23 protein-coding genes are annotated in these 21,237 nt (G+C 43.2%); 16 read left to right on the top strand and 7 right to left on the bottom strand.

Annotation, left to right across the window (positions count from 1 at the left end):
• Positions 1-4 precede the first annotated feature (4 nt).
• The 6 genes from ABFX15_RS05720 (at position 5) to ABFX15_RS05695 (ending at position 5,741) form a co-directional block, all read left to right on the top strand.
• Positions 5-1,144 carry a bifunctional cystathionine gamma-lyase/homocysteine desulfhydrase gene (locus tag ABFX15_RS05720; RefSeq protein WP_346024517.1) on the top strand — a complete coding sequence of 380 codons (1,140 nt, stop codon included), beginning with the start codon at positions 5-7 and terminating at the stop codon, positions 1,142-1,144.
• Between the two features lie 22 nt (positions 1,145-1,166).
• Positions 1,167-1,718, top strand: a complete 552-nt coding sequence (epsC, locus tag ABFX15_RS05715) for a serine O-acetyltransferase EpsC (RefSeq protein WP_346024516.1) — start codon at positions 1,167-1,169, stop codon at positions 1,716-1,718.
• A 12-nt stretch (positions 1,719-1,730) separates the two neighbouring features.
• Entirely contained in the window at positions 1,731-2,417 is a 687-nt protein-coding gene (locus ABFX15_RS05710) for a class I SAM-dependent methyltransferase (protein WP_346024515.1), read from the top strand.
• On the top strand, positions 2,417-2,899 hold the full coding sequence (locus ABFX15_RS05705) for an S-ribosylhomocysteine lyase (RefSeq protein ID WP_346024514.1): 483 nt from the start codon (positions 2,417-2,419) through the stop codon (positions 2,897-2,899). The genes ABFX15_RS05710 and ABFX15_RS05705 overlap by 1 nt, the downstream gene beginning before the upstream one ends.
• A 694-nt stretch (positions 2,900-3,593) precedes the next feature.
• The gene (locus ABFX15_RS05700; RefSeq protein ID WP_346024513.1) at positions 3,594-4,913 is read left to right on the top strand and encodes a M20 family metallo-hydrolase; all 1,320 of its coding nucleotides are present in this window, start codon (positions 3,594-3,596) and stop codon (positions 4,911-4,913) included.
• Positions 4,914-4,931: 18 nt separating this feature from the next.
• Positions 4,932-5,741: a sugar phosphate isomerase/epimerase family protein gene (locus ABFX15_RS05695; protein ID WP_346024512.1), complete on the top strand. Its 810-nt coding sequence runs from the start codon at positions 4,932-4,934 to the stop codon at positions 5,739-5,741.
• A gap of 83 nt (positions 5,742-5,824) precedes the next feature.
• Here the strand turns inward: ABFX15_RS05695 and ABFX15_RS05690 are convergent, their stop codons facing one another.
• Positions 5,825-6,532 carry a zinc metallopeptidase gene (locus tag ABFX15_RS05690; RefSeq protein ID WP_346024511.1) on the bottom strand — a complete coding sequence of 236 codons (708 nt, stop codon included), beginning with the start codon at positions 6,530-6,532 and terminating at the stop codon, positions 5,825-5,827.
• Between the two features lie 304 nt (positions 6,533-6,836).
• On the opposite strand from ABFX15_RS05690, the gene ABFX15_RS05685 reads away from it, so the two are divergent.
• Genes ABFX15_RS05685 through ABFX15_RS05670 form a run of 4 tightly spaced genes read left to right on the top strand, consistent with a single transcriptional unit; the run spans position 6,837 to position 11,637 of the window.
• On the top strand, positions 6,837-8,012 hold the full coding sequence (locus ABFX15_RS05685) for a galactokinase (protein ID WP_346024510.1): 1,176 nt from the start codon (positions 6,837-6,839) through the stop codon (positions 8,010-8,012).
• The gene (gene galT / locus ABFX15_RS05680; RefSeq protein ID WP_346024509.1) at positions 8,005-9,510 is read left to right on the top strand and encodes a UDP-glucose--hexose-1-phosphate uridylyltransferase; all 1,506 of its coding nucleotides are present in this window, start codon (positions 8,005-8,007) and stop codon (positions 9,508-9,510) included. Before ABFX15_RS05685 ends, galT begins: the two co-directional genes overlap by 8 nt.
• Positions 9,511-9,555: 45 nt before the next feature.
• Positions 9,556-10,608: an aldose epimerase family protein gene (locus ABFX15_RS05675; RefSeq protein WP_346024508.1), complete on the top strand. Its 1,053-nt coding sequence runs from the start codon at positions 9,556-9,558 to the stop codon at positions 10,606-10,608.
• Positions 10,609-10,647: 39 nt separating this feature from the next.
• Positions 10,648-11,637, top strand: coding sequence for a LacI family DNA-binding transcriptional regulator (locus tag ABFX15_RS05670; RefSeq protein WP_346024507.1), 990 nt, complete (start codon positions 10,648-10,650; stop codon positions 11,635-11,637).
• Positions 11,638-11,710: 73 nt separating this feature from the next.
• Here the strand turns inward: ABFX15_RS05670 and ABFX15_RS05665 are convergent, their stop codons facing one another.
• The gene (locus tag ABFX15_RS05665) at positions 11,711-12,457 is read right to left on the bottom strand and encodes an NAD-dependent epimerase/dehydratase family protein (protein WP_346024506.1); all 747 of its coding nucleotides are present in this window, start codon (positions 12,455-12,457) and stop codon (positions 11,711-11,713) included.
• Positions 12,458-12,549: 92 nt separating this feature from the next.
• Positions 12,550-12,741 carry a CsbD family protein gene (locus ABFX15_RS05660; RefSeq protein WP_346024505.1) on the bottom strand — a complete coding sequence of 64 codons (192 nt, stop codon included), beginning with the start codon at positions 12,739-12,741 and terminating at the stop codon, positions 12,550-12,552.
• A 168-nt stretch (positions 12,742-12,909) separates the two neighbouring features.
• Between ABFX15_RS05660 and tsaB the strand changes: the two genes are divergently transcribed.
• Genes tsaB through tsaD form a run of 4 tightly spaced genes read left to right on the top strand, consistent with a single transcriptional unit; the run spans position 12,910 to position 15,716 of the window.
• Complete coding sequence (gene tsaB, locus ABFX15_RS05655; protein WP_346024504.1) at positions 12,910-13,638, top strand: tRNA (adenosine(37)-N6)-threonylcarbamoyltransferase complex dimerization subunit type 1 TsaB; 729 nt, start codon at positions 12,910-12,912, stop codon at positions 13,636-13,638.
• On the top strand, positions 13,625-14,206 hold the full coding sequence (rimI, locus tag ABFX15_RS05650; RefSeq protein WP_346024503.1) for a ribosomal protein S18-alanine N-acetyltransferase: 582 nt from the start codon (positions 13,625-13,627) through the stop codon (positions 14,204-14,206). The genes tsaB and rimI (ABFX15_RS05650) overlap by 14 nt, the downstream gene beginning before the upstream one ends.
• 24 nt (positions 14,207-14,230) lie before the next feature.
• Entirely contained in the window at positions 14,231-14,716 is a 486-nt protein-coding gene (gene rimI, locus ABFX15_RS05645) for a ribosomal protein S18-alanine N-acetyltransferase (protein WP_091266212.1), read from the top strand.
• Complete coding sequence (tsaD, locus tag ABFX15_RS05640) at positions 14,706-15,716, top strand: tRNA (adenosine(37)-N6)-threonylcarbamoyltransferase complex transferase subunit TsaD (protein ID WP_091266215.1); 1,011 nt, start codon at positions 14,706-14,708, stop codon at positions 15,714-15,716. The genes rimI (ABFX15_RS05645) and tsaD overlap by 11 nt, the downstream gene beginning before the upstream one ends.
• A gap of 502 nt (positions 15,717-16,218) precedes the next feature.
• Here tsaD and ABFX15_RS05635 read toward each other — a convergent pair.
• Both ABFX15_RS05635 and ABFX15_RS05630 read right to left on the bottom strand, forming a co-directional pair.
• On the bottom strand, positions 16,219-16,665 hold the full coding sequence (locus ABFX15_RS05635) for an Lrp/AsnC family transcriptional regulator (protein ID WP_346024502.1): 447 nt from the start codon (positions 16,663-16,665) through the stop codon (positions 16,219-16,221).
• A 54-nt stretch (positions 16,666-16,719) separates the two neighbouring features.
• On the bottom strand, positions 16,720-18,681 hold the full coding sequence (locus tag ABFX15_RS05630; protein WP_346024501.1) for an ABC-F family ATP-binding cassette domain-containing protein: 1,962 nt from the start codon (positions 18,679-18,681) through the stop codon (positions 16,720-16,722).
• 365 nt (positions 18,682-19,046) lie between these two features.
• On the opposite strand from ABFX15_RS05630, the gene ABFX15_RS05625 reads away from it, so the two are divergent.
• Positions 19,047-19,742 carry a redox-sensing transcriptional repressor Rex gene (locus ABFX15_RS05625; protein WP_346024500.1) on the top strand — a complete coding sequence of 232 codons (696 nt, stop codon included), beginning with the start codon at positions 19,047-19,049 and terminating at the stop codon, positions 19,740-19,742.
• A gap of 54 nt (positions 19,743-19,796) precedes the next feature.
• Here the strand turns inward: ABFX15_RS05625 and ABFX15_RS05620 are convergent, their stop codons facing one another.
• Together ABFX15_RS05620 and ABFX15_RS05615 are read right to left on the bottom strand one after the other, a co-directional pair.
• Positions 19,797-20,006, bottom strand: a complete 210-nt coding sequence (locus ABFX15_RS05620) for a DUF4305 domain-containing protein (protein WP_091266229.1) — start codon at positions 20,004-20,006, stop codon at positions 19,797-19,799.
• A gap of 28 nt (positions 20,007-20,034) precedes the next feature.
• Complete coding sequence (locus ABFX15_RS05615; RefSeq protein ID WP_346024499.1) at positions 20,035-20,697, bottom strand: CPBP family intramembrane glutamic endopeptidase; 663 nt, start codon at positions 20,695-20,697, stop codon at positions 20,035-20,037.
• A gap of 233 nt (positions 20,698-20,930) precedes the next feature.
• On the opposite strand from ABFX15_RS05615, the gene groES reads away from it, so the two are divergent.
• Positions 20,931-21,215, top strand: coding sequence for a co-chaperone GroES (gene groES / locus ABFX15_RS05610; RefSeq protein ID WP_091266237.1), 285 nt, complete (start codon positions 20,931-20,933; stop codon positions 21,213-21,215).
• Positions 21,216-21,237: the final 22 nt, after the last annotated feature.

Raw genomic sequence — 21,237 nt, 5'->3', positions numbered from 1 at the left:
AGTTATGCGAATGAAAACAACTTTTATACACGGTGGAATCAGTCATGATGAGGCGACAGGATCAGTTAATGTCCCGATTCACCAGACAACAACATACAAACAGGAAAAAGTAGGGGTTCACAAAGGATTTGAATACTCCAGAACAGGAAATCCGACTCGTCTGGCGCTGGAGAAGCTCATTGCAGATATGGAAGGTGGAGTCAGAGGGCTGGCCTTTGCTTCAGGTTCTGCTGGAACGCATAATATTTTTTCCCTGTTTTCTCAAGGGGACCATATCATCGTCGGGGATGACGTTTATGGCGGAACTTACCGTCTGATCAACAAAATTTTAAAGCGTCTGGGACTGACCTTTACTGTTGTCGATACAAGTGACAGTTCAACAATCGAAGGAGCCATCAAGGACGAAACGAAAGCAATCTTCCTTGAAACACCGACTAACCCTCTGCTTAAAATAACAGATATCAAGGCTGTTGCTGATATTGCCAAAGCGCACAATATAATCACTATCGTGGACAATACCTTTGCGACGCCTTACAATCAGCGTCCGCTCGAACTTGGTGCTGATATTGTTCTTCACAGTGCATCGAAGTATCTTGGTGGACATAGTGACGTCGTTGCAGGTCTTGTAACAACTAACAGTGAAAAACTGGGAGAAGAACTAGGGTTTCTTCAGAATGCTATTGGTGGGATTCTTGGGCCTCAGGATAGCTGGATCATTCAGCGTGGGATCAAGACGCTTGGTATCCGCATGGAAGCGCATGAAACAAATGCTAAAAAAATCGTCGACTATTTGAATAATCATGACAAAGTAGAGAAGATATACTATCCTGGACTTGAATCACACCCAGGATATGAAACGGCTAAAAAACAGATGACAGGTTTTGGCGGCATGGTATCATTTGAACTGAAGGAAGGCTTGTCTGCTGAAACGTTCGTCGAAAGTCTATCCCTGATCACACTGGCCGAAAGTCTAGGAGCAGTAGAAAGTCTGATCGAAATTCCGGCACTGATGACACACGGAGCAATTCCTTCAGCAGACCGTCTGAAAGCTGGAATTAAGGATGAACTGATTCGTCTATCTGTCGGAATCGAAGATGTCGAAGATCTGATCGAAGACCTGGAGTCAGGATTCAATAAACTATAATCCAACAGATAGAGGAGCAGACATGAGCGCATTCAAAGAACTGATGCAGACTTATAAAAAGAATGACCCGGCTGCAGGCAGCTCAGCTGAAATCGTCCTGACTTATCCTGGAGTCTGGGCAATATTCTTTCATCGAATCTCCCATTTTTTATATAATAAAAGAGTAAGGGTACCGGCTCGTATGCTGTCCATGTTTGCTAGATGGATCACCGGAATCGAAATTCATCCCGGAGCTGTAATCGGTCGTCGGCTGTTTATTGACCATGGTATGGGCATCGTGATCGGTGAAACCGCAGAAATTGGAGATGACGTCAAGATGTTTCACGCTGTTACTCTAGGTGGACGGGGCGATCAGGCAGGCAAGCGCCACCCGACCATCGGTGACGGGGTACTTCTCTCCGCGCATGTTCAGGTAATAGGTAATATCACAATAGGTAAACAGGCTAAAATAGGAGCCAGTGCAGTCGTTTTAAAAGATATCCCTGTGGGAGTAACGGCTGTCGGTATTCCTGCAAAAGTAGTAAAGACCAAGGAAGAGAACTTTAGAAAAACTGCAGATAATCACACGATATAAAGGGGCGAACTAATGGGTCGAGAATTTATAGAGGTATTTACCGGATGGGCCAAGAATTATGATGCATCAGTCAAAGGCAATGATGAAGAATATAAGGAAGTGTTCGCCGGATATGAGGAAATACTGGAGGAAATAGTCAATAGAAGCGGCAATCATGTTCTGGAGTTCGGCATTGGAACTGGGAACCTGACTGAAAAACTGTTGAATGCCGGCAAGGAAGTGTTTGCTGTCGAGCCGTCACCAGAAATGCGTAAACTGGCTAAAGAAAAGTTGCCGGACGATTTTACGATTCACGATGGGGACATGCAGGATTATCCACTGCCGGACAAACCTCTGGATACAATCGTCAGCTCATACGTTTTCCATCATCTGGATGATGAAGAAAAGAGCGAAGCAGTAAGATTCTATGCCCAGCAGCTGGCTGAAGGCGGGAAGCTCGTCTTTGCTGATACGATCTTCGTAACTCAGGATGTCTATGACAATGTCATAGAAGAGGCTGAAAGCGGAGGCTACAGTGATCTTGCGGAAGACTTGAGGAGAGAATACTATCCTCTACTGGATACGGTATACACTGCATTGAGTAAAGCAGGATTTTCCCAGATATCCTTTACTCAAATGAACGATTTTGTCTGGGTATTTGAAGGAACGAAAGTACAAGACGTAAAAAATATGGATATTTTAAAAGGAGATAATCATTAATGGCTGAAAAAAAGATGAACGTCGAAAGTTTTAACCTTGACCATACAAAAGTACAGGCTCCTTACGTCCGAGTGGCTGACAGAAAAACAGGAACGAACGGTGACCTGATCGTCAAGTATGATGTCCGGTTTTCACAGCCGAATAAAGAACACATGGACATGATGGCCGTGCATTCCCTTGAACATCTGACTGCAGAGCATATTCGTAATCATGCGGATTATATCGTCGATTTCGGTCCTATGGGCTGCCAGACAGGGTTTTATCTGACTGTTCTGAACCACGATAACATCGATGAAATCTTCGAAGTGCTTGAAAAGACGATGAAAGACGTACTGGAAGCTGACGAAGTACCGGCTAGCAACGAGGTACAGTGCGGATGGGCAGCGCATCATACTCTTGAAGGAGCAAAAGAAGTGGCTGAACGCTTCCTTTCAAAACGTGATGAATGGTCAGTGGTATTTGCAGAAGACGCTGTACAGTAATTACTGAAAAAACCGATCAGACGACACTATTATCGTCTGATCGGTTTTTTCTTCTTTTTAGAGCAATGATGTTCGATTCGTCCGACGAATCGGTTCCTTATTTAAATGAGCGGTGTTGTGGGCAGTACTATATTAGTGAAATAACGAATTTAATAAATACATAGAGAAACTTCTTCTGATTTTCAGAGTTATTTGAGCACAGGTGGGCTATAGATGTAATTCCGACTGTTTGATAAAGGAAAAGGTATCGCTAGCGTGCCGGCCAGTTGCAGTTCCGGAACTGCAGCAGAGTCTAAGGTATAACTAGCAAGGTTCTAATTACAGTTCCAGGAAATTATAGTTTCCAAAGTGTCACCAATCAGCCTCAAGTTACAGTTCCGAAAAATCAATACGTCCAAAGTGCTGCTAAGCGGCCTCTAGTTACAGTTCCGAATAAATACTGTCTCTAAGATGGCGCTATTCGCCCTATAAGTATAGTTCCGTAAACTGAGGGGATCTAGATATACTATTAGGTCCTCCCATCTTAAAGGTTTAGCATGTCATATACTATAGTGTGTCTTTTTTAGGCTTCATTCCTTTGTGCTGCCAGTCCGTTAGGCATAGAGGCCATACAATCGGGTTTCTGACCGTGAGTCATGTGTATTTGAGGTTAGTCATGCTATAATAAACTCAATAATTCCGGGGAGATGAACATATGACCAAAAACACATTTGATTTGGAACAGCAATTACTTTCAGACTATGACAGTAAGCTGACTGCTGAAGGAGTATCTGGGGAGAGACTCGCTCACCGACTGGGCATACTGTCAAAGATAGGACTTACTGAGGACCAAGGCTCACGACGCTCGGGATTCTCACAGGAAGAGCGAGAAGCAAAAAACTGGATCGTTAAATGGATGGAAGAAGCAGGAATGCAGGTCAGAGAAGATGGGGCAGGCAATATCATCGGCAGACTGGACGGGAAACACCCTGACAAACCAGTAATTATGAGCGGATCCCATGTTGACACAGTCCCTAACGGAGGACATTTTGACGGGACAATAGGTGTGCTTTCAGCTCTGGAAGTTGCTCAGTCATGGAAAGAAACAGGGTATGCACCTGAAAAACCTTTGGAAATAGTGGCTTTTACTGATGAAGAAGGGTCGCGCTTCAACGGAGGGCTGACAGGCAGCGAGGCAATGATGGGGGATACGGACATCGAAGCCATGCAGACTAAAAAAGATTTTGACGGCCGCACCTTTGAAGAGGTCATTAATGACGTAGGATTAAGTGTTGAAGGATTCAAATCAGCAGGACGTCCGCACAGTGATATCGAGTCCTATGTCGAAGTGCATATCGAACAGGGCAAGCGACTTGAAAAAGAGCAGCTGCCGTGTGGAATTGTAACCGGAATTGCCGGCCCCTACTGGTTGAGATTGACATTCAAAGGACAAGCTGGCCATGCCGGGAACACGCCTATGACTGATCGACAGGATGCGCTGGTTGCGGCTGGACATTTTATACACAATATCAGTCATCTTCCTCAAAAAATAAACGATTCTGCGGTAGCGACAGTTGGAAATATTGAGGTCAAGCCGAATGGAACGAATGTGATTCCAGGGGAAGTCATAGTTTACGTGGATATCAGGGATATTTATGAAGACACTCGCCAGCAGCTTATTGATGCTATTATTCAAACGGCAGAAGATATCAGTAAATCCTGGGCAATCACTCTGACATGTGAGACAGTGCATAATGTGCCGCCAGTTCCTATAAAAAAAAAACTACAGGATAAATTGGAAAAAGCGATGCAGGGGAAAGGCATCAGACCCTACTATCTTCCTAGTGGAGCCGGTCACGATGCAATGATCGTGGGCCAGCATGTTCCCTCCGCAATGATTTTCGTCCGAAGTAAAGATGGGATAAGTCACAATCCTGCAGAATGGTCTGATCTGAGCGATTGCGTTCAGGCCGTGCACATTCTTAAAGACTACATTGAAAGTTGTCAGTCCCATCAGATAACTTACCAGAACTGATTAAAGGAGGATGACCGTATGCCGACCATTTCATATTCGATACTACCCCTTCTGGAAGCACAGCCTATGGAGGCCGTAAACTCATGTATTGAACTAGGTGCAGATAAAGTAGAGCTGTTCATGGATGGTACTCACTGGTCTCACATTACAGACAATCACAAAGAAGGACTTATTCAACAATTAAGAAAAATAAATGCCCAGTACAGTGTCCATGCCCCTCACTACGATTTGAACATGGCGAGTGAGTGGGGACCTGTCAGGGCTTCAGCACTGGAACAGTACAAAAAAACGATTCGCTTTGCCGGACGGGTCCAGGCCTCCCACGTGGTGATAAGTCCTGGGGTTGTTCATCCGACGACATTTGATAAGGAAAAAAGTCGGCATTATGCGTCTAAAGGAGTCAAGGCACTGATACCTACCGCAAAGCAGTGCAAGGTCAAACTGGCTATAGAAAATGGTGGAGATAGACAGAGAGAATTGTTTGACCATGAAGCTTTTATTTCGTTTATCTACTCGTTCAATGAAGAAGTCGTTGGTGCCGTTCTTGACGTCGGACACGCTCATATCACTAGGTGGCCTATTGAATTGGTCATGAAAGAGCTGAGCAGCAAGCTTCTGGCCCTTCATATTAATGATACAAGGGGAAATGTGGACAATCACCTGCCTATTGGGCAAGGAGCGATTGACTGGGAGAGTGTCTTTCAGACTTTAAAAATGCTTGATATAGAGCCTGATCTAGTTCTGGAATACAATATGAGAACACCGGTTGAAGAACTTCCCCGGAGCAAAGAGGCGATCCATGACCTTTTCAAAGAGAAGAGCGGCTAATCAAGTTTAAACAATTACACAAAAGACAGCCTCATCGTTAACCTTAAACAAGGGAACGATGAGGCTGTCTGCGTTAAATATTACTATCTGCGACGTCTGCCGCCTCCACCAAAAATAAGGAAGAGTCTTAGGACACTCAGGAATGAAGCAATTGCTGCGGCAATATAAGTCAATGCAGCGGCATTCAGTACTTTCTTGGCTTGAGGCAGTTCTTCATTTGTAAGAAGGTTCTGCTCTTCAAGGATACGAATGGCACGTTTAGACGCATCGAATTCTACCGGTAAAGTGACCAGCTGAAACAGCAGAGTCAGTGAGAACAAAAGAATTCCAATATTGATCAGTGTCTGCTGATAGCCCATGAAAAATCCAAGAAACAGGATTGGGAAAGCAGCTGTCTGTCCGAAGTTGGTAACCGGCACAAGTGCTGCACGTAGACGAAGCGGACCGTAGTTGTCGCGGTCTTGCATGGCGTGTCCAGCCTCGTGTGCTGCTACACCGATAGCAGCTACTGATGTTGAATTCCGAGTGGTATCGGATAATCTGAGGACGTTGTCCTGAGCATTATAATGGTCTGTCAGGTTACCCCTGATCCCTTCAAGTCGGACATTTTTCAGCTGTGCAGCGTTCAAAATCTCGCGACAGACATCGGAAGCGGTGTACCCTCGTTTACTCTTCACGTTGCTGTATTTACTGTAAGTGGACTGCACGTACATACTTGCAAATCCGGAAATAATCATCCCTATGATAATCAGAATCATTGTGGGATCCCAATAGAATGGAAAGAATGGCATGTAAGTCCCTCCTATGCATTATAAATTGTATTAATATTGGACCTGTTCATATTATACCATATCGAACTGCAACATTTTAGAAAACTGGACTAATGTTATGTGAGTTCTTTGTGAATAATGAATGGTCTGTCACATTTTGATGCTAGATTTCATCTTAATACTAGTAGTTTACACTACTGACAAAGGTTTTACTATCCATCCAGAGACTGATTTATTATACACAAAGAAGTTTAGTAAATTTACTTGTATAGTTTTACTAAAAGGGTTACAATGTTACTGACTACAAGTAGAGGAGCGATTAATTATGAACAGGAATGAACTGCTGGAGGGGTTTAAAGAAGCTTTCGGGTATGAAGGAAATCAGGTTTTCTTTTCTCCAGGACGAATCAATCTGATAGGCGAGCACACTGACTATAATGGCGGAAAAGTGTTTCCATGCGCAATTACTATGGGAACATACGGAGTTGTTAAGAAAAGGGAAGATCAGATGATTCAGGCGTATTCCGGAAACTTTCCGGAAGTGGGCATTCTGACAGCTGATCTTGATGATCTTACCTATAAAAAAGAAGACAACTGGCTGAATTATGTTAAGGGAATGATCAATTATATACAAGAAAAAACTGGAAAACTGACCCAGGGGTTCGACTTGTATATTTATGGGACTATTCCTAATGGAGCGTCTCTTTCATCTTCTGCCTCTCTTGAACTACTGACTGGAGTGATCGTCAGAGACCTGTTCTCGCTTGACATCGATCAGCTGGACCTAGTCAAACTGGGGATGCGGACTGAAAATGAATTTTTAGGACTGAATTCAGGCATTCTGGATCAGTTTGCTATCGGCATGTCCAAAGCAGGCAGTGCACTGCTTCTTGATACAAACACACTGGAATTCGAAGAGATTCCAGTCGATCTGCCCGATCATAAAATAGTCATCATGAATTCAATGACCAGAAGAGAGCTGGTCGATTCTGAATACAATACCCGTCGTGAGCAGTGTGAGACGGCGTTAGAGCAGCTTCAGACAGCAGTGAATGTCAGGAGTTTAGGTGAACTGACAGAAGAGGCCTTTGAGGCGCACAAACGTGTCATATCAGATGAGATTCTGCTCAGACGGGCAAGACATGCTGTCTATGAAAGTGCAAGGACTGAACGGGCTGCAGAGGCTCTGAAGAATAATGACCTGAAGGCGTTCGGTCAGTATATGAATGAATCTCACGAGTCCCTTCATCAAGATTATGAGGTGACTGTCAGAGAAACGGATCTTCTGGTGAGGCTGGCCTGGCAGCAGAAAGGCACAGTTGGTGCTCGTATGACAGGCGGAGGCTTTGGAGGCTGCTGTATTGCCATCGTCGAGGATAATCACGTCGATGAGTTTATCGCTCAGGTGGGTCAGGGATTCAAGGAAGAAATTGGATATGAAGCAGAGTTTTATATTGCAGAAACGGAAGATGGCACAAAGGAATGGGTGAACAATGACTAAGATACACACTACACGTGGGATTAATCAGACGATTGCTGACTTTGTAGAGTCCCAGGTAAAGTCGGGCCTCGTTCATCAGACAGACAGAATTTATCTAGCCAACAGACTGGCTGCGTTGCTGAAAGTGGATGCATTGGAAAATCTGTCCCCTTCAGATAGGAAAAATACCGCGTTGGAGCTACTGGACGAACTGATAAATTACGCTGTTTCAACCGATCAGATCGAAGACCTGCCTTCCTCTAAGGATGTATTTGGTGCAAAAGTGATGGATCTAATTACTCCTGCCCCGTCGCAAGTCAATCTGCAGTTCTGGGAAAATTACAGACAAAGTCCCAAAAAAGCTACAGATCAATTTTTTGGGCTGAGCCGACAGACCAATTACATCAAGACAAGAGAAATAGCTAAAAATATAGAGTATACACATGAAACAGATTATGGCGAGCTTGAAATTACAATCAATCTTTCCAAGCCCGAAAAAGATCCAAAGGAGATTGCTAGAGCCGGAAAGAAAAAGCCGAATTATCCGAAGTGCATGCTTTGTATGGAGAATGAAGGATATGAAGGGCACTTGTCTCACCCGGGTCGGGCGAACCACCGAATCATTCGCATGACTGTCGGTGAGGAAGACTGGGGATTCCAGTACTCACCGTATGCTTATTATGATGAGCACTGTATCTTTCTTTCACACGCACATCGTGAAATGAATGTCGGGATACAGGCAGTCAGAAACCTGATGGATATATTGACCGTCCTGCCGCATTATTTTGTAGGATCGAATGCTGGTCTGCCAATCGTCGGTGGATCGATTCTGTCTCATGATCACTATCAGGGTGGACGCCATACGTTTCCGCTGGAGCGTGCTGAAGAAAGGTTTTCTTTCGAACTCGATGGAATGACCGATGTCAAGGCGGCTGTCATTAAGTGGCCGATGTCAGTGATTCGTATAACGAGTGAATCTAAGAACAGTCTGATAAAAGCCGCAGAAAAAGTAATGTCGGTCTGGGAAGGCTACTCGGATGAATCCGTAGATTTATTATCCGAAACAGATGGAGTCCCACATAATGCTGTAACTCCGATTGCCCGTAGAAAAGGGGAGGCTTTTGAACTGGATCTGGTTCTCCGGAATAATCGGACATCTGAATCCTATCCAGATGGGATCTTTCATCCTCATCCACCCGTTCAGCACATTAAAAAGGAGAATATAGGCTTAATTGAAGTAATGGGTCTGGCGATCTTGCCCCCCCGATTAAAGGACGAACTGAACCAGGTCCGCGACTATCTGCTGGGAAGAGTCGATGCAGTTGATCCCGTCCATCAGTCGTGGGCTGACGAGCTGAAAATCGAACATGAAATAACCGAAGAAACTGTCGGGAATATCGTTGATAAAGCTGTCGGAGAAGTGTTTTTACAGGTACTCAAGGATGCAGGAGTATTCAAGACAGATCATAATGGAAAAGAAGCCTTTAAACGGTTTATCACTCACTTAAAAAAGGTATAATGGGAACGTATTAATTTAATCGGTAAACAAACGGGAGGAAAGAATATGGAGATTACTAGTAAAAGTTATGGAAAAGTTGATGGAGTAGACGTACTTGAATATACACTAACTAACAGTAAAGGGGTAGCAATCAGTGCCATGCCGTTCGGAGCCACACTGACTAAAATAGTCACACCGGATAAGAATGGAAACAGAGAGAATATCACGTTGAATGTAGAAAATCTCGAAGATTTTATTGCCCATCGTCCATTTTACGGTGCAACAATTGGAAGAGTTGCCGGTCGGATCACTAGAGGTCAGTTTACACTAAGCGGGATCGATTATCAGCTGGATGTCAACGAGGGAGAAAATCTGCTTCACGGTGGACCAGAAGGCTTCGATACGAAGTTATGGGAAGTCAGAACTGAAGAAAGTGACTCGCGTGCAAGTCTGATTTTTACTTTTAACAGCCCTGCAGGGGAAAACAGATTCCCTGGAAATCTATCAGTAACTGTCACGTATACATTGACAGAAGAAGATGAATGGATAATTGATTATCAGGCAGAAACAGATGCTCCAACATTGTTCAATCCGACGAATCATGTCTACTTTAATTTGACTGGGGACATCAAAAAGTCGATTCTGGATCATCAGCTGATGCTTAACAGTGATCTTTTTGCGCCACTGGGAGAAGAAAACCTGCCAAAAGGAGAGTTGGATAAGGTAGAAGGGACACCTTTTGACTTTACATCCTTCAAAGCGGTTAAAGAGGCCGTACTGGCTGATCATCCGCAAATCTCACCTTTATCCGGGTTAGATCATCCATTTGTCTTAAGCGGAAAAAGTGACGGACCGGAAGGGATTCTGTTCGATCCTGAATCAGGTAGAGAAGTGAAATTCTTTACAGACTGCAACAGTGTCGTTATCTTTACACATAATGCGGAAGTGGACGACTTTGAGATTCAAGGTGAACCGGCTGGTCAATATGCTGGAATCACTCTGGAGACTCAAACCCTTCCGGATGCGGTCAATCAACCTGGATTCGGCAACATCATTTTAAGACCCGGTGAGACATTTACGTCGCAGACGACTTACCAGTTCGGTGTAAGAGCAGACTGAACCTTTTGATCAGGAATCTATCATTTTAGGAGGGAAGGGATGGCGACACTTAAAGACATTGCAAAAAAAGCTGGTGTATCAACTTCTACTGTGTCCCGAGTGCTCAATTATGATCCGACCTTGTCTGTAGGCGAAGAAACAAAAAAGCGGATATTCGAAGCGGCAGAAGCTTTGGAATACCGAAGTCACAAGAAAGTAATGACTAGAAAAAAAGGGACAATCGCCATTGTCAACTGGGTCAGTGAGTCTGAGGAACTGAACGACCTCTATTACATGTCGATCCGAATAAGTGCTGAAAAAAAAGCCCAGGAGCTCGGTTACGATTTCATACGACTATATGATCAGGATGAACTGATCGATCATGACAATCTGGCTGGTATACTGGCTATTGGGAAATACAGTCAGCATCAGGTGAAGCAGTTTCGGGATAAAGAGCTTCCTTTGTGTTTTGTTGATTTCAAGCCTCAAGCAGATGTTGACTGTGTATTGGTCAATTTCAAAGATGCCATCAAGGGAAACATCGAATACCTGATCAAGCAGGGGCATAAGCGTATCGGCTTCATCGGAGGGGAAGAATCCTTCAGTGACGGGACAGGTAACTGGATCGACCCTCGTGAAAAGACGATGCGAGAATATCTGAAGCGCAAGCGGATTTATTCATCTGATTATTTTCAGGTTGGTGAATTCCGCGTGGAAGATGGCAGAAAGAATATGCTAAAGGTACTGGAGCAGCTAGATAAAAACGAGCGTCCAACGGCTTTCATTGCGGCAAACGATGCGATTGCGATCGGCTGCCTGAAGGCTCTATATGAAAAAAATATTAAAGTCCCTGAAGACATGAGTCTTATCGGCTTTAACGATATCTCTACAGCAAAATACATTACACCATCCCTGACTACAGTTAAGGTGTATACCGAAGAAATGGGTAGCAGCGGGATACAGCTGCTGCATGAACGGATACAGGATGGACGTGATGTTACGAAGACTGTCATCACCTCAACGAAACTGATTGTCCGGGAGAGTACGTAACGAGTATTGACTATGTGAATTAGAAAAGACCTGCTCATTAGGAAGCAGGTCTTTTCTGATAGATGGAAATGGGTTATCGTTTATTTAGAATAGCAAAGGCATCATCTTGTGGAGTATAGCCCAATTTTACTCGTGCAGAATCGATATCCAGTCTCGGGAAGGCATTGTTGGATACCCCGTTGACCAGCAGATAGGGTTCCTCCAGTTCAGCTTTCAGACAGCAGTCGATCAGATGGTTCATATCACGAGCCGAGAAGTACATGCCCATTGAATAAAAGTCTGCATCAGGATCCAGCTCACTTTCATCATCTTTGTAATCCCCAATTCGAATCCCAACCGACTCGATCCCTTTTTTATAGGCATAATAACTGGCCAGTGCTTCGAGATAGGCTTTGGATACGCCATACAAGTCATCGGGCCTGACCTGGTCCGTTGTTTTTACCTGAACGTTGTGCGGATAGGCATCACTTGCATGAATCGAACTAGCAAAAATAATTCGTTTCAAAGAAGAAGATTTCTCAGCCTGTTTATATAAATTCTGAGGAAGCACATAGTTCAGATCCACTAGTTCATCATAAAAATCTGCGTCCGGATTAGGGTTTCCTGCCAGTTGAATCACATATTCAACACCGTCCAGTGCATCCTCCCACTTGTCGATCTTGGACAAGTCAGCTTCTACTAGCTTAGCCCCGTCTTTCAGTTCTTCAGGAAAATCAGAAAAATCGATGTCCGCCAGTACTAGATCATGCGACTCTTTTAAATGTTTTGTCAGGTTCGTTCCAATCAGACCTGTTGCACCTGTAATCAGTATTTTGCTCATATTTAATCTCCTCCCAGTTCGTGTAGGATATAAGTAAATCCAGCCTCAGTCATTGAGAACCGAAGCTGGACAAGAATTTTAATCGGCAACAATCAGTCTCTGTTGCGGTCTTCCTTAGCGTCCCCGACTGCATCATGAACATGTCCTTTAGCTTTCTGAGCTTTTCCTTCGGCCTGCTTTCCTTTGTCGTCAATCGCATCACCAAAAGAGTCCTTTATTCCACCTACTGCTTTATCCTTAGCTCCTTTAGCCTTATGTTTCAAACTGTCTTTATTTTCATCCATCTGTTTCTCCACCTTTCAATTAAGATAATCTTTCACATTTCAATTTTATTGTAAGGACTATGTACAAATAATTCAAAAGAAACGATTTGTCACATACTGATTCGTTTCTCAAGACAGATAAAATATGCTAAACTAAATTTAAATAGATAGGGATTGAGGAGCTGTAGCATGAAAACTCTCGGGATTGATACGTCCAACCAGGTCATGTCTGTTGCATTGACTGATGGAACTGAACTGGTTTTGGAAAAGACAGTAAATATTAAAAGAAATCATAGTGTTCAACTGATGCCGGCCATAGAAGAGCTGGTCAGCGAAGCAGGATGGAAACCAAAGGACATTGAACGAGTGGTCGTCGCCAGAGGCCCGGGTTCATATACAGGAGTAAGAATAGGAGTGACCGTCGCAAAGACACTGGCTTATAGTCTGAATGCCGAGCTCGTTGGTCTTTCCAGTCTGCATATTCTGGCAGGGAATGGTGAGAGAGTTCCCGACAGCTTTATCGTTCCTGTATTCGATGCAAGAAGAGGAAACATCTATACAGGGCTATATAAATATGAAAACACTGGGTTCTCTGCAGTAGAAAACGACACTCATATATCTGCGGAAACCTGGGCTGCCTATCTGAGTACGCTGGAAGGAACGGTACAGCTGGTCGGACAGGATGCTGCCCGTCATTTTGAAACATTCAAGTCAAAGCTTGGCGACCGTCTCATTACACTCCCCTCCAGTCGTCACTATCCTAGAGCGAGTGTAGCAATTGAACTCGGCCAATATCATCAACCTGAACCGGCCCATTTATTTGAACCCGAATACCTGAAACGCGCTGAAGCCGAACAAAACTGGATGGACGCCCATCCTGAACATGCCCAAGGAGGCGGGTGGATTGAGAAACTTTAAAGACTGGTTTTCCGACAGAGTTACAAAGACGACGACACGGACATTCGTTCCAATAGCTGCACGAATCAGACTGGATCAGCCTTTCTATCCACTTTCTGATGAACGGTTTTTAAGCAGCCGAATTGCAAAAGAAGAGGATGTCAACAGTATTCTCATGATTGAAAAAAGGTGCTACAACGGACAGACACCATGGAACAGGTCGGCGATCTTACACGAAATAAGGTACAATAAAAATGCTTTTTACATTGTAGTCTATGAAGAGGAAGAAGCCGTCGCGTTTGTTGGAGCCTGGGTCGTTGGACAGGAAGCACATATTACAAACATCGCAACTGTCCCTGATTATCAGAACAAAGGAATCGCGACGTATTTACTGAGAGAGATAATCAAGATCGCGGAAAAAGAAGAGATTTCAGAGGTTACTCTGGAAGTAAGAGTCTCTAATGAGACAGCACAGAGTCTTTATACCACGCTTGGATTTGAAAAAGGTCGAATAAAGAAAAATTACTATGCTAACGATCATGAAGATGCGCTGGAAATGAGCTTTAGAATCAAGCAGTTAACAGATTAACAGAAATAGAAAGAGGCACCGCTTATGAAAAACAGAAAGGTCAGGGTCCGTCTTTATCAGCCAGATGAAGAATTGGGGCATGACTTCTATAGACTAGCAGAAGAGGCATTTGCCCATGGGTCACCTTGGACAGAAGAAGAGTATGAACAAACTGTAACCCGATCTGACCTGACATTTTTCATAGCGGAAATTGAGGAACAGCCAGTGGGTTATGTCGGTGGGAAGATTATTCTTGATGAAGCTGAAGTTTACTCTATTGCAGTAGAACCAGCCTTTCAGAATCAGAGAGTAGCATCTCAATTGATTGAAGCCTATAAAACACACTGCCGCGCAAATGGGGTTAAGATTCTTTTTCTCGAAGTCAGAGAATCTAATTTTACAGCCCGGAATTTTTATGTCGCCCATCAGTTCAAGGAAATCTCCAGGAGAAAAGGATACTATAATGAACCTGAAGAAGATGCAATAATTATGATATGTGATATTAGAAAGAAGGAAAAAGATGACGAATAAGCTGATATTAGCTATTGAAACAAGTTGTGACGAAACGAGTGCAGCAGTGATTAAGAATGGAGACACGATCCTGTCAAACATCGTCGCCTCACAAATTAAAAGCCATCAGCGCTTCGGAGGGGTCGTCCCGGAAATTGCCAGCCGCCACCACGTGGAGCAGATTACGTTGATTATAGAAGAAGCAATGAAAGAGGCCGGCGTGTCTTATGCGGATCTTGATGCAGTAGCTGTAACAGAAGGCCCGGGACTGGTCGGTGCGCTGCTGATTGGTGTCAATGCAGCAAAAGCGATCGCGTTTGCTCATAACCTTCCACTGATTGCAGTCAACCATATTAAAGGACATATTTTTGCAAACCAGCTGGTATCCAGCCTGACTTTCCCTCTGTTGTCCCTGGTTGTGAGCGGGGGGCATACTGAGTTGATTTATATGTCTGGACCGGACTCATTTGAAATTGTTGGAGAAACACGTGATGATGCCGCAGGAGAAGCCTACGATAAAATTGGGCGGGTGATAGGTGTGCCATATCCTGGAGGCAAGCATATAGATGAAATGGCCCATCTGGGAGAAGATACCTATGACTTTCCCCGAGCGATGATTCAGGAAGACAATTACGATTTCAGTTTCAGCGGGCTGAAAAGCTCATTTATTAATACCGTCCATAATGCCCGACAAAAGGGAGAAGAAATGGACGCGAATGATCTGGCTGCAAGTTTTCAGTCGGCAGTAGTAGAGGTTCTAGTCGATAAGACAATACGAGCGGCGAAGGATAAAAAGGTAAAACAGCTTATTCTGGCCGGAGGTGTTGCGGCCAATAAAGGTCTGCGCACATCACTGGAAGAAGCTGTACGAAAGGAACTGCCAGGTGTCGAGCTGCTTATCCCACCTCTGAATTTATGTGGAGACAATGCGGCGATGATCGGCGCCGCAGCGTTCGTTCAGCTGGAAAAAGAGGAATATTCGGATTTTACGTTAAATGGACAGCCGGGCTTGTCAGTGTAACGATATCTGATTGGTACCGAGAAGCAATTTAATCAAAATGAATTTTGCACCGTTGAGTCAGCTGTTCTGACTCGACGGTTTTTTACTTATTTATTCTATTTTTAAGGGCTGCATAGGGAGTTTTTAATTAAGCAAATAAATTTTGCTACTTAGAGAAGGATATCTGAATGGATATGATCTACTTTAGTAGATGCATAACCAACTATTGTCCACTGGCTGAGATGTAGAGTTTGAATGGGCATTAAATGCCCGACAATCGCCCACTCGTTGAGTCAGCAGCACTTGAGTGGTCGCATTGACCAATAGACTAGCAATCCGTTGTCATAAATTAAAAATATCACCAGACTACTCTAGTTTGCTTAGTAAATTTCGGACTCCAGCACAGTTAGTACTCGTAGGGACAGAAAAAAGCAATGAGACCCCAACTTAAACAGATAGTCTCTCATTGCTTGTGTAATATGTGGCGTAAACAGCTCTAGCTTCACTCTTTTTTTCTTATGTCTTATTCATCAAAATCGTGTAGGGTCAGGCCTCTTGTTGGAACTGGAGTAGAAAATACGATCTGTGTATAGGTCTTACCGAACTGCTGCAGGTCGTTGATGAAATCATCCAGTTCTGTAGTTGTTGGATAGGATACTTTGATAAGCATCGAGAACTCGCCAGTTACACAGTTGCACTCCAGTACATTAGGCACATGTTCGATATAAGGGTAGAAATCCTTCTTCTGGTTCGGGCTTAAGTCAAGCTGAATGAATGCCTGTATATGATAGCCGAGTTTTTTTAAATTGACTCGAGTCATGTATTTATCGATAAATCCTTCTTTTTCCAGCTTAGCTATCCGATTAGAAATAGCAGGGGAGGAAAGATAGGTCTCGCTAGCTATTTCTTTTAAAGATGCGCGGGCGTTTTCCTGAAGAATCTGCAGTATTTTCAAATCCATTTGATCCATATTCGTATCCTCTTTTCTGCAGCTGAGACTAGTTAAGGTGTCTTTTTATTTGTTTTACAAGTTTTCCAATGTATCATGCAGTGTTTCCCATTCAATCAGCAGATTTTCCTGCTTACTGAAAAGGGTATCATTTTCCTTAGATAACCGTTCTGTTTTGGAACTGTCAGAAAAAGTTTCAGGCTGACTGAGTTCGTGCTGAATATTCAGCAGTGCAGCCTCCAAATCTTCGAGCTCCTTTTCGATTCGCTCAATTTCTCTAGTGAGTTTCCGCTCCTTTTTCTGACGCTCTTTCTGTGCTTCAAATGACAGTTTGGCGGTCTGATCGGAGGTGCTATCTAAAGAGTGAGAACCAGTCGTGTCAGTAAGGTCACTTGAAGAATCGATGGACTCAATTGCCTCAAGTTCAGCCTTTTTCTGTAGGTAATAATCATAATCCCCCAGATAAAGTGTAGCCCCATCTTCTGACAGCTCAATGACTTTTGTAGCCAGCCTGTTGATGAAGTAACGGTCATGAGAGACGAACAGCAATGTGCCTTCAAAATCGATCAGAGCATTCTCAAGTACTTCCTTTGAATCAATGTCCAAGTGGTTAGTCGGCTCATCAAGTAAGAGCGTATTGTTTTTTTCGAGAGCCAGTTTTGCCAGAGCAACTCTGGCTTTCTCGCCACCGCTTAAAGAAAAAATGGATTTATCGACGTCTTCCCCACTGAATAGAAAGGAGCCCAGCAAGGTTCGCACAGATTGCTCAGACAGCAGTGGATGGTCATCCCAGACCTCATCCAGTACAGACTTCTTGTCATTTAAAGTCGTCTGTTCTTGATCGTAATACCCCATATCGACTTTCGTTCCATACTTGATCTCTCCACTGATCGACGGAATCAGTTTATAAAGTGTCTTCAGGAGAGTAGTTTTACCTACCCCGTTAGGACCTACCACTGCAATGGAATCTTCCTTGCGGATATCGAGATTGATATGTTCGGACAATGGAATCGAATCGTATCCGATTGCCAGATCAGCCGTCTGAAGCACAACCTGACCAGAAGTCCGTTCGGGAATGAACTGGAAATGCGCACTTTTTTCATCACCTTGAGGCTTGTCCAGTGGATCCATCTTTTCGAGCTGCTTCCTTCTGGCCTGGGCTCTTTTCGTTGTAGAGGCACGGACCAGGTTGCGGTTCACAAAGTCTTCCAGTTTAGCCATTTTCTTCTGCTGCTTCTCGAAGACTTTCCATTCACGCTTGATTTTTTCAGCTTTCTGTTTCAGATAATTTGAATAGTTTCCCGGGTAATTTTCTACAGAGCCCCGGCTGACTTCGTATATATTTTTGACGACTTTATCCAGAAAATACCGATCATGGGAAACAATGAGAAGAGCCTTGGAATAATTCTGGAGGTAACTTTCCAGCCATGATAATGTGTCTATATCCAAATGGTTGGTCGGCTCATCTAAAATAAGCAGATCCTTTTTCTCAAGAAGGAGTTTGGCCAGCGCCAGTCGGGTTTTCTGCCCCCCTGATAAATTCGATATAGGGGTATCGTAATCTTCCGGATAATATCTAAAGCCGTGAAGTACTGAACGGATCTCGCTTTCGATGCCATACCCGTTATGTTCCCTGAATGACTGCTGCAGGAAATCATACCTGGACAGGAGATCTGTATAGGTGTCTGACTGTTTGTCGAGAGATTCATCACTCAACTGCTGCTCGATAGCATGCATCTCTCTTTCGATCTGCTTGATGGGTTCAGTCAGTTTTTCCATCTCTTCCCAGATAGTCAGGTCAGATTCCAGACCGGTGTGCTGGTCAAGGTAGCCGATGGTGCAGTCTTTTTTCCTATGAACAAACCCTTCATCCGGTTCTTCTCTTCCGGAAAGGATATTGAGAAGGGTCGTTTTACCGGCACCGTTTCTGCCCACCAGACCAATTCGGGCATTTTCCTTTATTTCCATGCTTACATTATCGAAAAGAGTTTCAGAACCGAAATGTCTTGCTATTTTTTGCGTGTGTAAAAGTATCATATTATTCCTCATTTTCTAACCTAGTCATCTGTCAATATCTAACAGTTTAGCATACAGGAGGAGGAATAGACTAGTCTAATTGAAAAAACTGCAAGGTTCAGAAATAGGACGATTTTAGGCTTGTTCCTTTTTTTACAATCTCCAAAACTTGTTCAATAATAAACGATTTAATAATGAATTTTATTGAAATCTTTAACAAATTTAAACCCTATATGCTTTATTTTACAGGGATTAGTGGTATAATATAAAATGGTATCTCATGTAAGTTTGTGAATACACAAGGTAAGATAAGATATCCCTTTGGAAAAGTTTGATAAGATCCAGAGAAGCTGTTTATTAAATGAATTGAGACGAGGAGAATGACAATGGCTGATAAGAAAATCCCGAAAGCTACTGCACGCAGACTGCCATTATACTACCGCTACTTGCGTTTCCTACACGAGGCAGGTAAAGAACGTGTGTCATCAGCTAAATTAAGTGAAGCAGTTAAAGTGGATAGTGCAACGATCAGACGCGATTTCTCGTATTTCGGTGCTTTAGGTAAAAGAGGCTACGGGTACGATGTAGAAGCTTTAATGAATTTTTTCAGTAAAACACTGAACCAGGACCGCTTGACCAATGTTGCATTGATTGGTGTGGGTAACCTTGGACAAGCCTTATTAAACTACAATTTTCGCAGAAACAACAATATCCGTATCAGTGCCGGATTTGATGTAAAAGATGACCTGATTGGAACGATCCACCAGGGCGTGCCTATCTATGACATCAATGAAATGGTCGATCAGCTTGAAATGCAGCAGATCGATGTAGCGATTTTAACAGTACCTTCTGAAATAGCCCAGGAGATGGCGGATAAGCTGGTAAAAGGTGGAGTCAGAGGTATTATGAACTTCACCCCAATACGTGTGACTGTACCGAAAGAAGTCAGAGTACACAACGTTGACCTGACCAATGAACTGCAAACGCTGATATACTTCATCAATTACTATCAGGACTTTGATCAGAATGCTGAACCTGAAGAAGATGACAATCCTTTAAATGACCTATTTTACAATGATTAAAAAAAGATCTTCAAAGCAGACCTTGATCTGGTCCGTAAGCTTTGAAGATCTTTTTTATTTGCTGTTATTTTTGCTTTTTTTAATACGTAGATATGCTGCAGCCATCCTCGTACCCTGAACAAAGTCTTTTGTAGCGAAGAGAGCAAACAAGAAGGAGAAGAATCCCCATCCACTGCTGGCGACTGAATCGATCGTAAAGAACATGAACAGCAGGAAGAATATATACTTAAAGGCAATCTGAAACATGATTTGTTTTTCTGTCATTATAAATCCTTTCTAAACTACTTGTTTTTTAAGAAAAGTACAAGTTGATCAGCACAGCTGCCACATTCATTAGACAATGTGCCAGAATTGGTGTCCATATGTTTTTAGTCTTGAAGTAAAGCCAGGCAAAAACCAGTCCCATTGATGAGTACACTAGGAGCAGACCGTCAAAGTGAATGAATGCAAAGAGCAGTGAACTGATGACTGCAGCTCCGATGCCGCCAATCCGATCAATCAGAAGACCAAACATTGCCTTTCTGAAAACAAATTCTTCCATTACTGGCCCTGCTATTCCAACTAGGAGAAGAAACAACGGATAATTTCTGACGACTTCCATTATAAACTGAGTGTTTTCTGACTCCATAGAAGAGCCTAGAAAGTTTACTTCTATAATGCTTGCGAAAGTCTGCACGACTATTGCAATAAACATCCCTATCAGTCCCCATAGAAGAATACTGGCGGTATTATTACTGAATCGTTCTTCAAACTCAAACTTCATCTGCTGTCTTCTTTCGATCACGATCATACCGATGGCACCTAATGAAAACAGGACCATGGATGGAAGGAGAAATCCGACAATCCCTGTATCTTCTGGTAAGAAAAGAGGGATCACAGCAGAAACAAGCTGTACGGCAAGAAACAGGCTGATCATGTTAATAGCCGCTTTTTTATTAATATCATTAACTGACATGTTGTTCATCCTTTAATTGGTATTCCCACAATATATAGTAATTTAACACAAAAACCAGCCGTTTTCCACCGGGTAAATTTTTCAAAAAAAATTAAAGTTAGGACTTGCAAGAAATCACAGTTTTGAATATACTAGGTAATGTAGTTAGCACTCGGAGGTCGAGAGTGCTAACACTCACATCTCACTATATCTTTAGTGAAAAATTAAAACTACTATTTTGGAGGGATTGCATCATGTTAAAACCTTTAGGAAATCGTGTACTTCTTGAAGTGAAGAAAGAAGAAGAGAAAACTGCAAGCGGATTAGTTTTACCTGATTCAGCAAAAGAGAAGCCGCAGTCAGCAGTGGTTGTAGCTGTTGGAGACGGAAAACTTCTTGATAACGGAAGCCGAGCTGACGTATCAGTTTCTGTCGGCGATCAGGTTATCTTTGAAAAGTATGCCGGTTCTGAAATCAAGTATGAAGGAACCGATTATCTAGTAGTTAAAGATACAGACATTATTGCAATCGTTGACTAATTTGAACCACTGATTCATTAAA

Origin of the sequence: Alkalibacterium indicireducens, assembly GCF_039522005.1 — a bacterium.
GTDB classification, from domain to species: domain Bacteria; phylum Bacillota; class Bacilli; order Lactobacillales; family Carnobacteriaceae_A; genus Alkalibacterium; species Alkalibacterium indicireducens.
Note: the sequence above shows the minus strand (reverse complement) of the source record. Positions and strands in the feature narration are given on the sequence as shown.

What these genes read in the sequence shown, in the direction of transcription:
- ABFX15_RS05705 (WP_346024514.1), top strand. Translation starts at nt 2,417, where the DNA reads ATGGCTGAAAAAAAGATGAACGTCGAAAGTTTTAACCTTGACCATACA.
- tsaD (WP_091266215.1), top strand. Translation starts at nt 14,706, where the DNA reads ATGACGAATAAGCTGATATTAGCTATTGAAACAAGTTGTGACGAAACG.
- groES (WP_091266237.1), top strand. Translation starts at nt 20,931, where the DNA reads ATGTTAAAACCTTTAGGAAATCGTGTACTTCTTGAAGTGAAGAAAGAA.
- rimI (WP_091266212.1), top strand. Translation starts at nt 14,231, where the DNA reads ATGAAAAACAGAAAGGTCAGGGTCCGTCTTTATCAGCCAGATGAAGAA.
- ABFX15_RS05615 (WP_346024499.1), bottom strand. Translation starts at nt 20,697, where the DNA reads ATGTCAGTTAATGATATTAATAAAAAAGCGGCTATTAACATGATCAGC.
- ABFX15_RS05700 (WP_346024513.1), top strand. Translation starts at nt 3,594, where the DNA reads ATGACCAAAAACACATTTGATTTGGAACAGCAATTACTTTCAGACTAT.
- tsaB (WP_346024504.1), top strand. Translation starts at nt 12,910, where the DNA reads ATGAAAACTCTCGGGATTGATACGTCCAACCAGGTCATGTCTGTTGCA.
- ABFX15_RS05675 (WP_346024508.1), top strand. Translation starts at nt 9,556, where the DNA reads ATGGAGATTACTAGTAAAAGTTATGGAAAAGTTGATGGAGTAGACGTA.
- ABFX15_RS05690 (WP_346024511.1), bottom strand. Translation starts at nt 6,532, where the DNA reads ATGCCATTCTTTCCATTCTATTGGGATCCCACAATGATTCTGATTATC.
- ABFX15_RS05620 (WP_091266229.1), bottom strand. Translation starts at nt 20,006, where the DNA reads ATGACAGAAAAACAAATCATGTTTCAGATTGCCTTTAAGTATATATTC.
- ABFX15_RS05660 (WP_346024505.1), bottom strand. Translation starts at nt 12,741, where the DNA reads ATGGATGAAAATAAAGACAGTTTGAAACATAAGGCTAAAGGAGCTAAG.
- ABFX15_RS05625 (WP_346024500.1), top strand. Translation starts at nt 19,047, where the DNA reads ATGGCTGATAAGAAAATCCCGAAAGCTACTGCACGCAGACTGCCATTA.
- ABFX15_RS05695 (WP_346024512.1), top strand. Translation starts at nt 4,932, where the DNA reads ATGCCGACCATTTCATATTCGATACTACCCCTTCTGGAAGCACAGCCT.
- ABFX15_RS05670 (WP_346024507.1), top strand. Translation starts at nt 10,648, where the DNA reads ATGGCGACACTTAAAGACATTGCAAAAAAAGCTGGTGTATCAACTTCT.
- ABFX15_RS05685 (WP_346024510.1), top strand. Translation starts at nt 6,837, where the DNA reads ATGAACAGGAATGAACTGCTGGAGGGGTTTAAAGAAGCTTTCGGGTAT.
- ABFX15_RS05710 (WP_346024515.1), top strand. Translation starts at nt 1,731, where the DNA reads ATGGGTCGAGAATTTATAGAGGTATTTACCGGATGGGCCAAGAATTAT.
- galT (WP_346024509.1), top strand. Translation starts at nt 8,005, where the DNA reads ATGACTAAGATACACACTACACGTGGGATTAATCAGACGATTGCTGAC.
- ABFX15_RS05635 (WP_346024502.1), bottom strand. Translation starts at nt 16,665, where the DNA reads ATGGATCAAATGGATTTGAAAATACTGCAGATTCTTCAGGAAAACGCC.
- ABFX15_RS05630 (WP_346024501.1), bottom strand. Translation starts at nt 18,681, where the DNA reads ATGATACTTTTACACACGCAAAAAATAGCAAGACATTTCGGTTCTGAA.
- epsC (WP_346024516.1), top strand. Translation starts at nt 1,167, where the DNA reads ATGAGCGCATTCAAAGAACTGATGCAGACTTATAAAAAGAATGACCCG.
- ABFX15_RS05665 (WP_346024506.1), bottom strand. Translation starts at nt 12,457, where the DNA reads ATGAGCAAAATACTGATTACAGGTGCAACAGGTCTGATTGGAACGAAC.
- ABFX15_RS05720 (WP_346024517.1), top strand. Translation starts at nt 5, where the DNA reads ATGCGAATGAAAACAACTTTTATACACGGTGGAATCAGTCATGATGAG.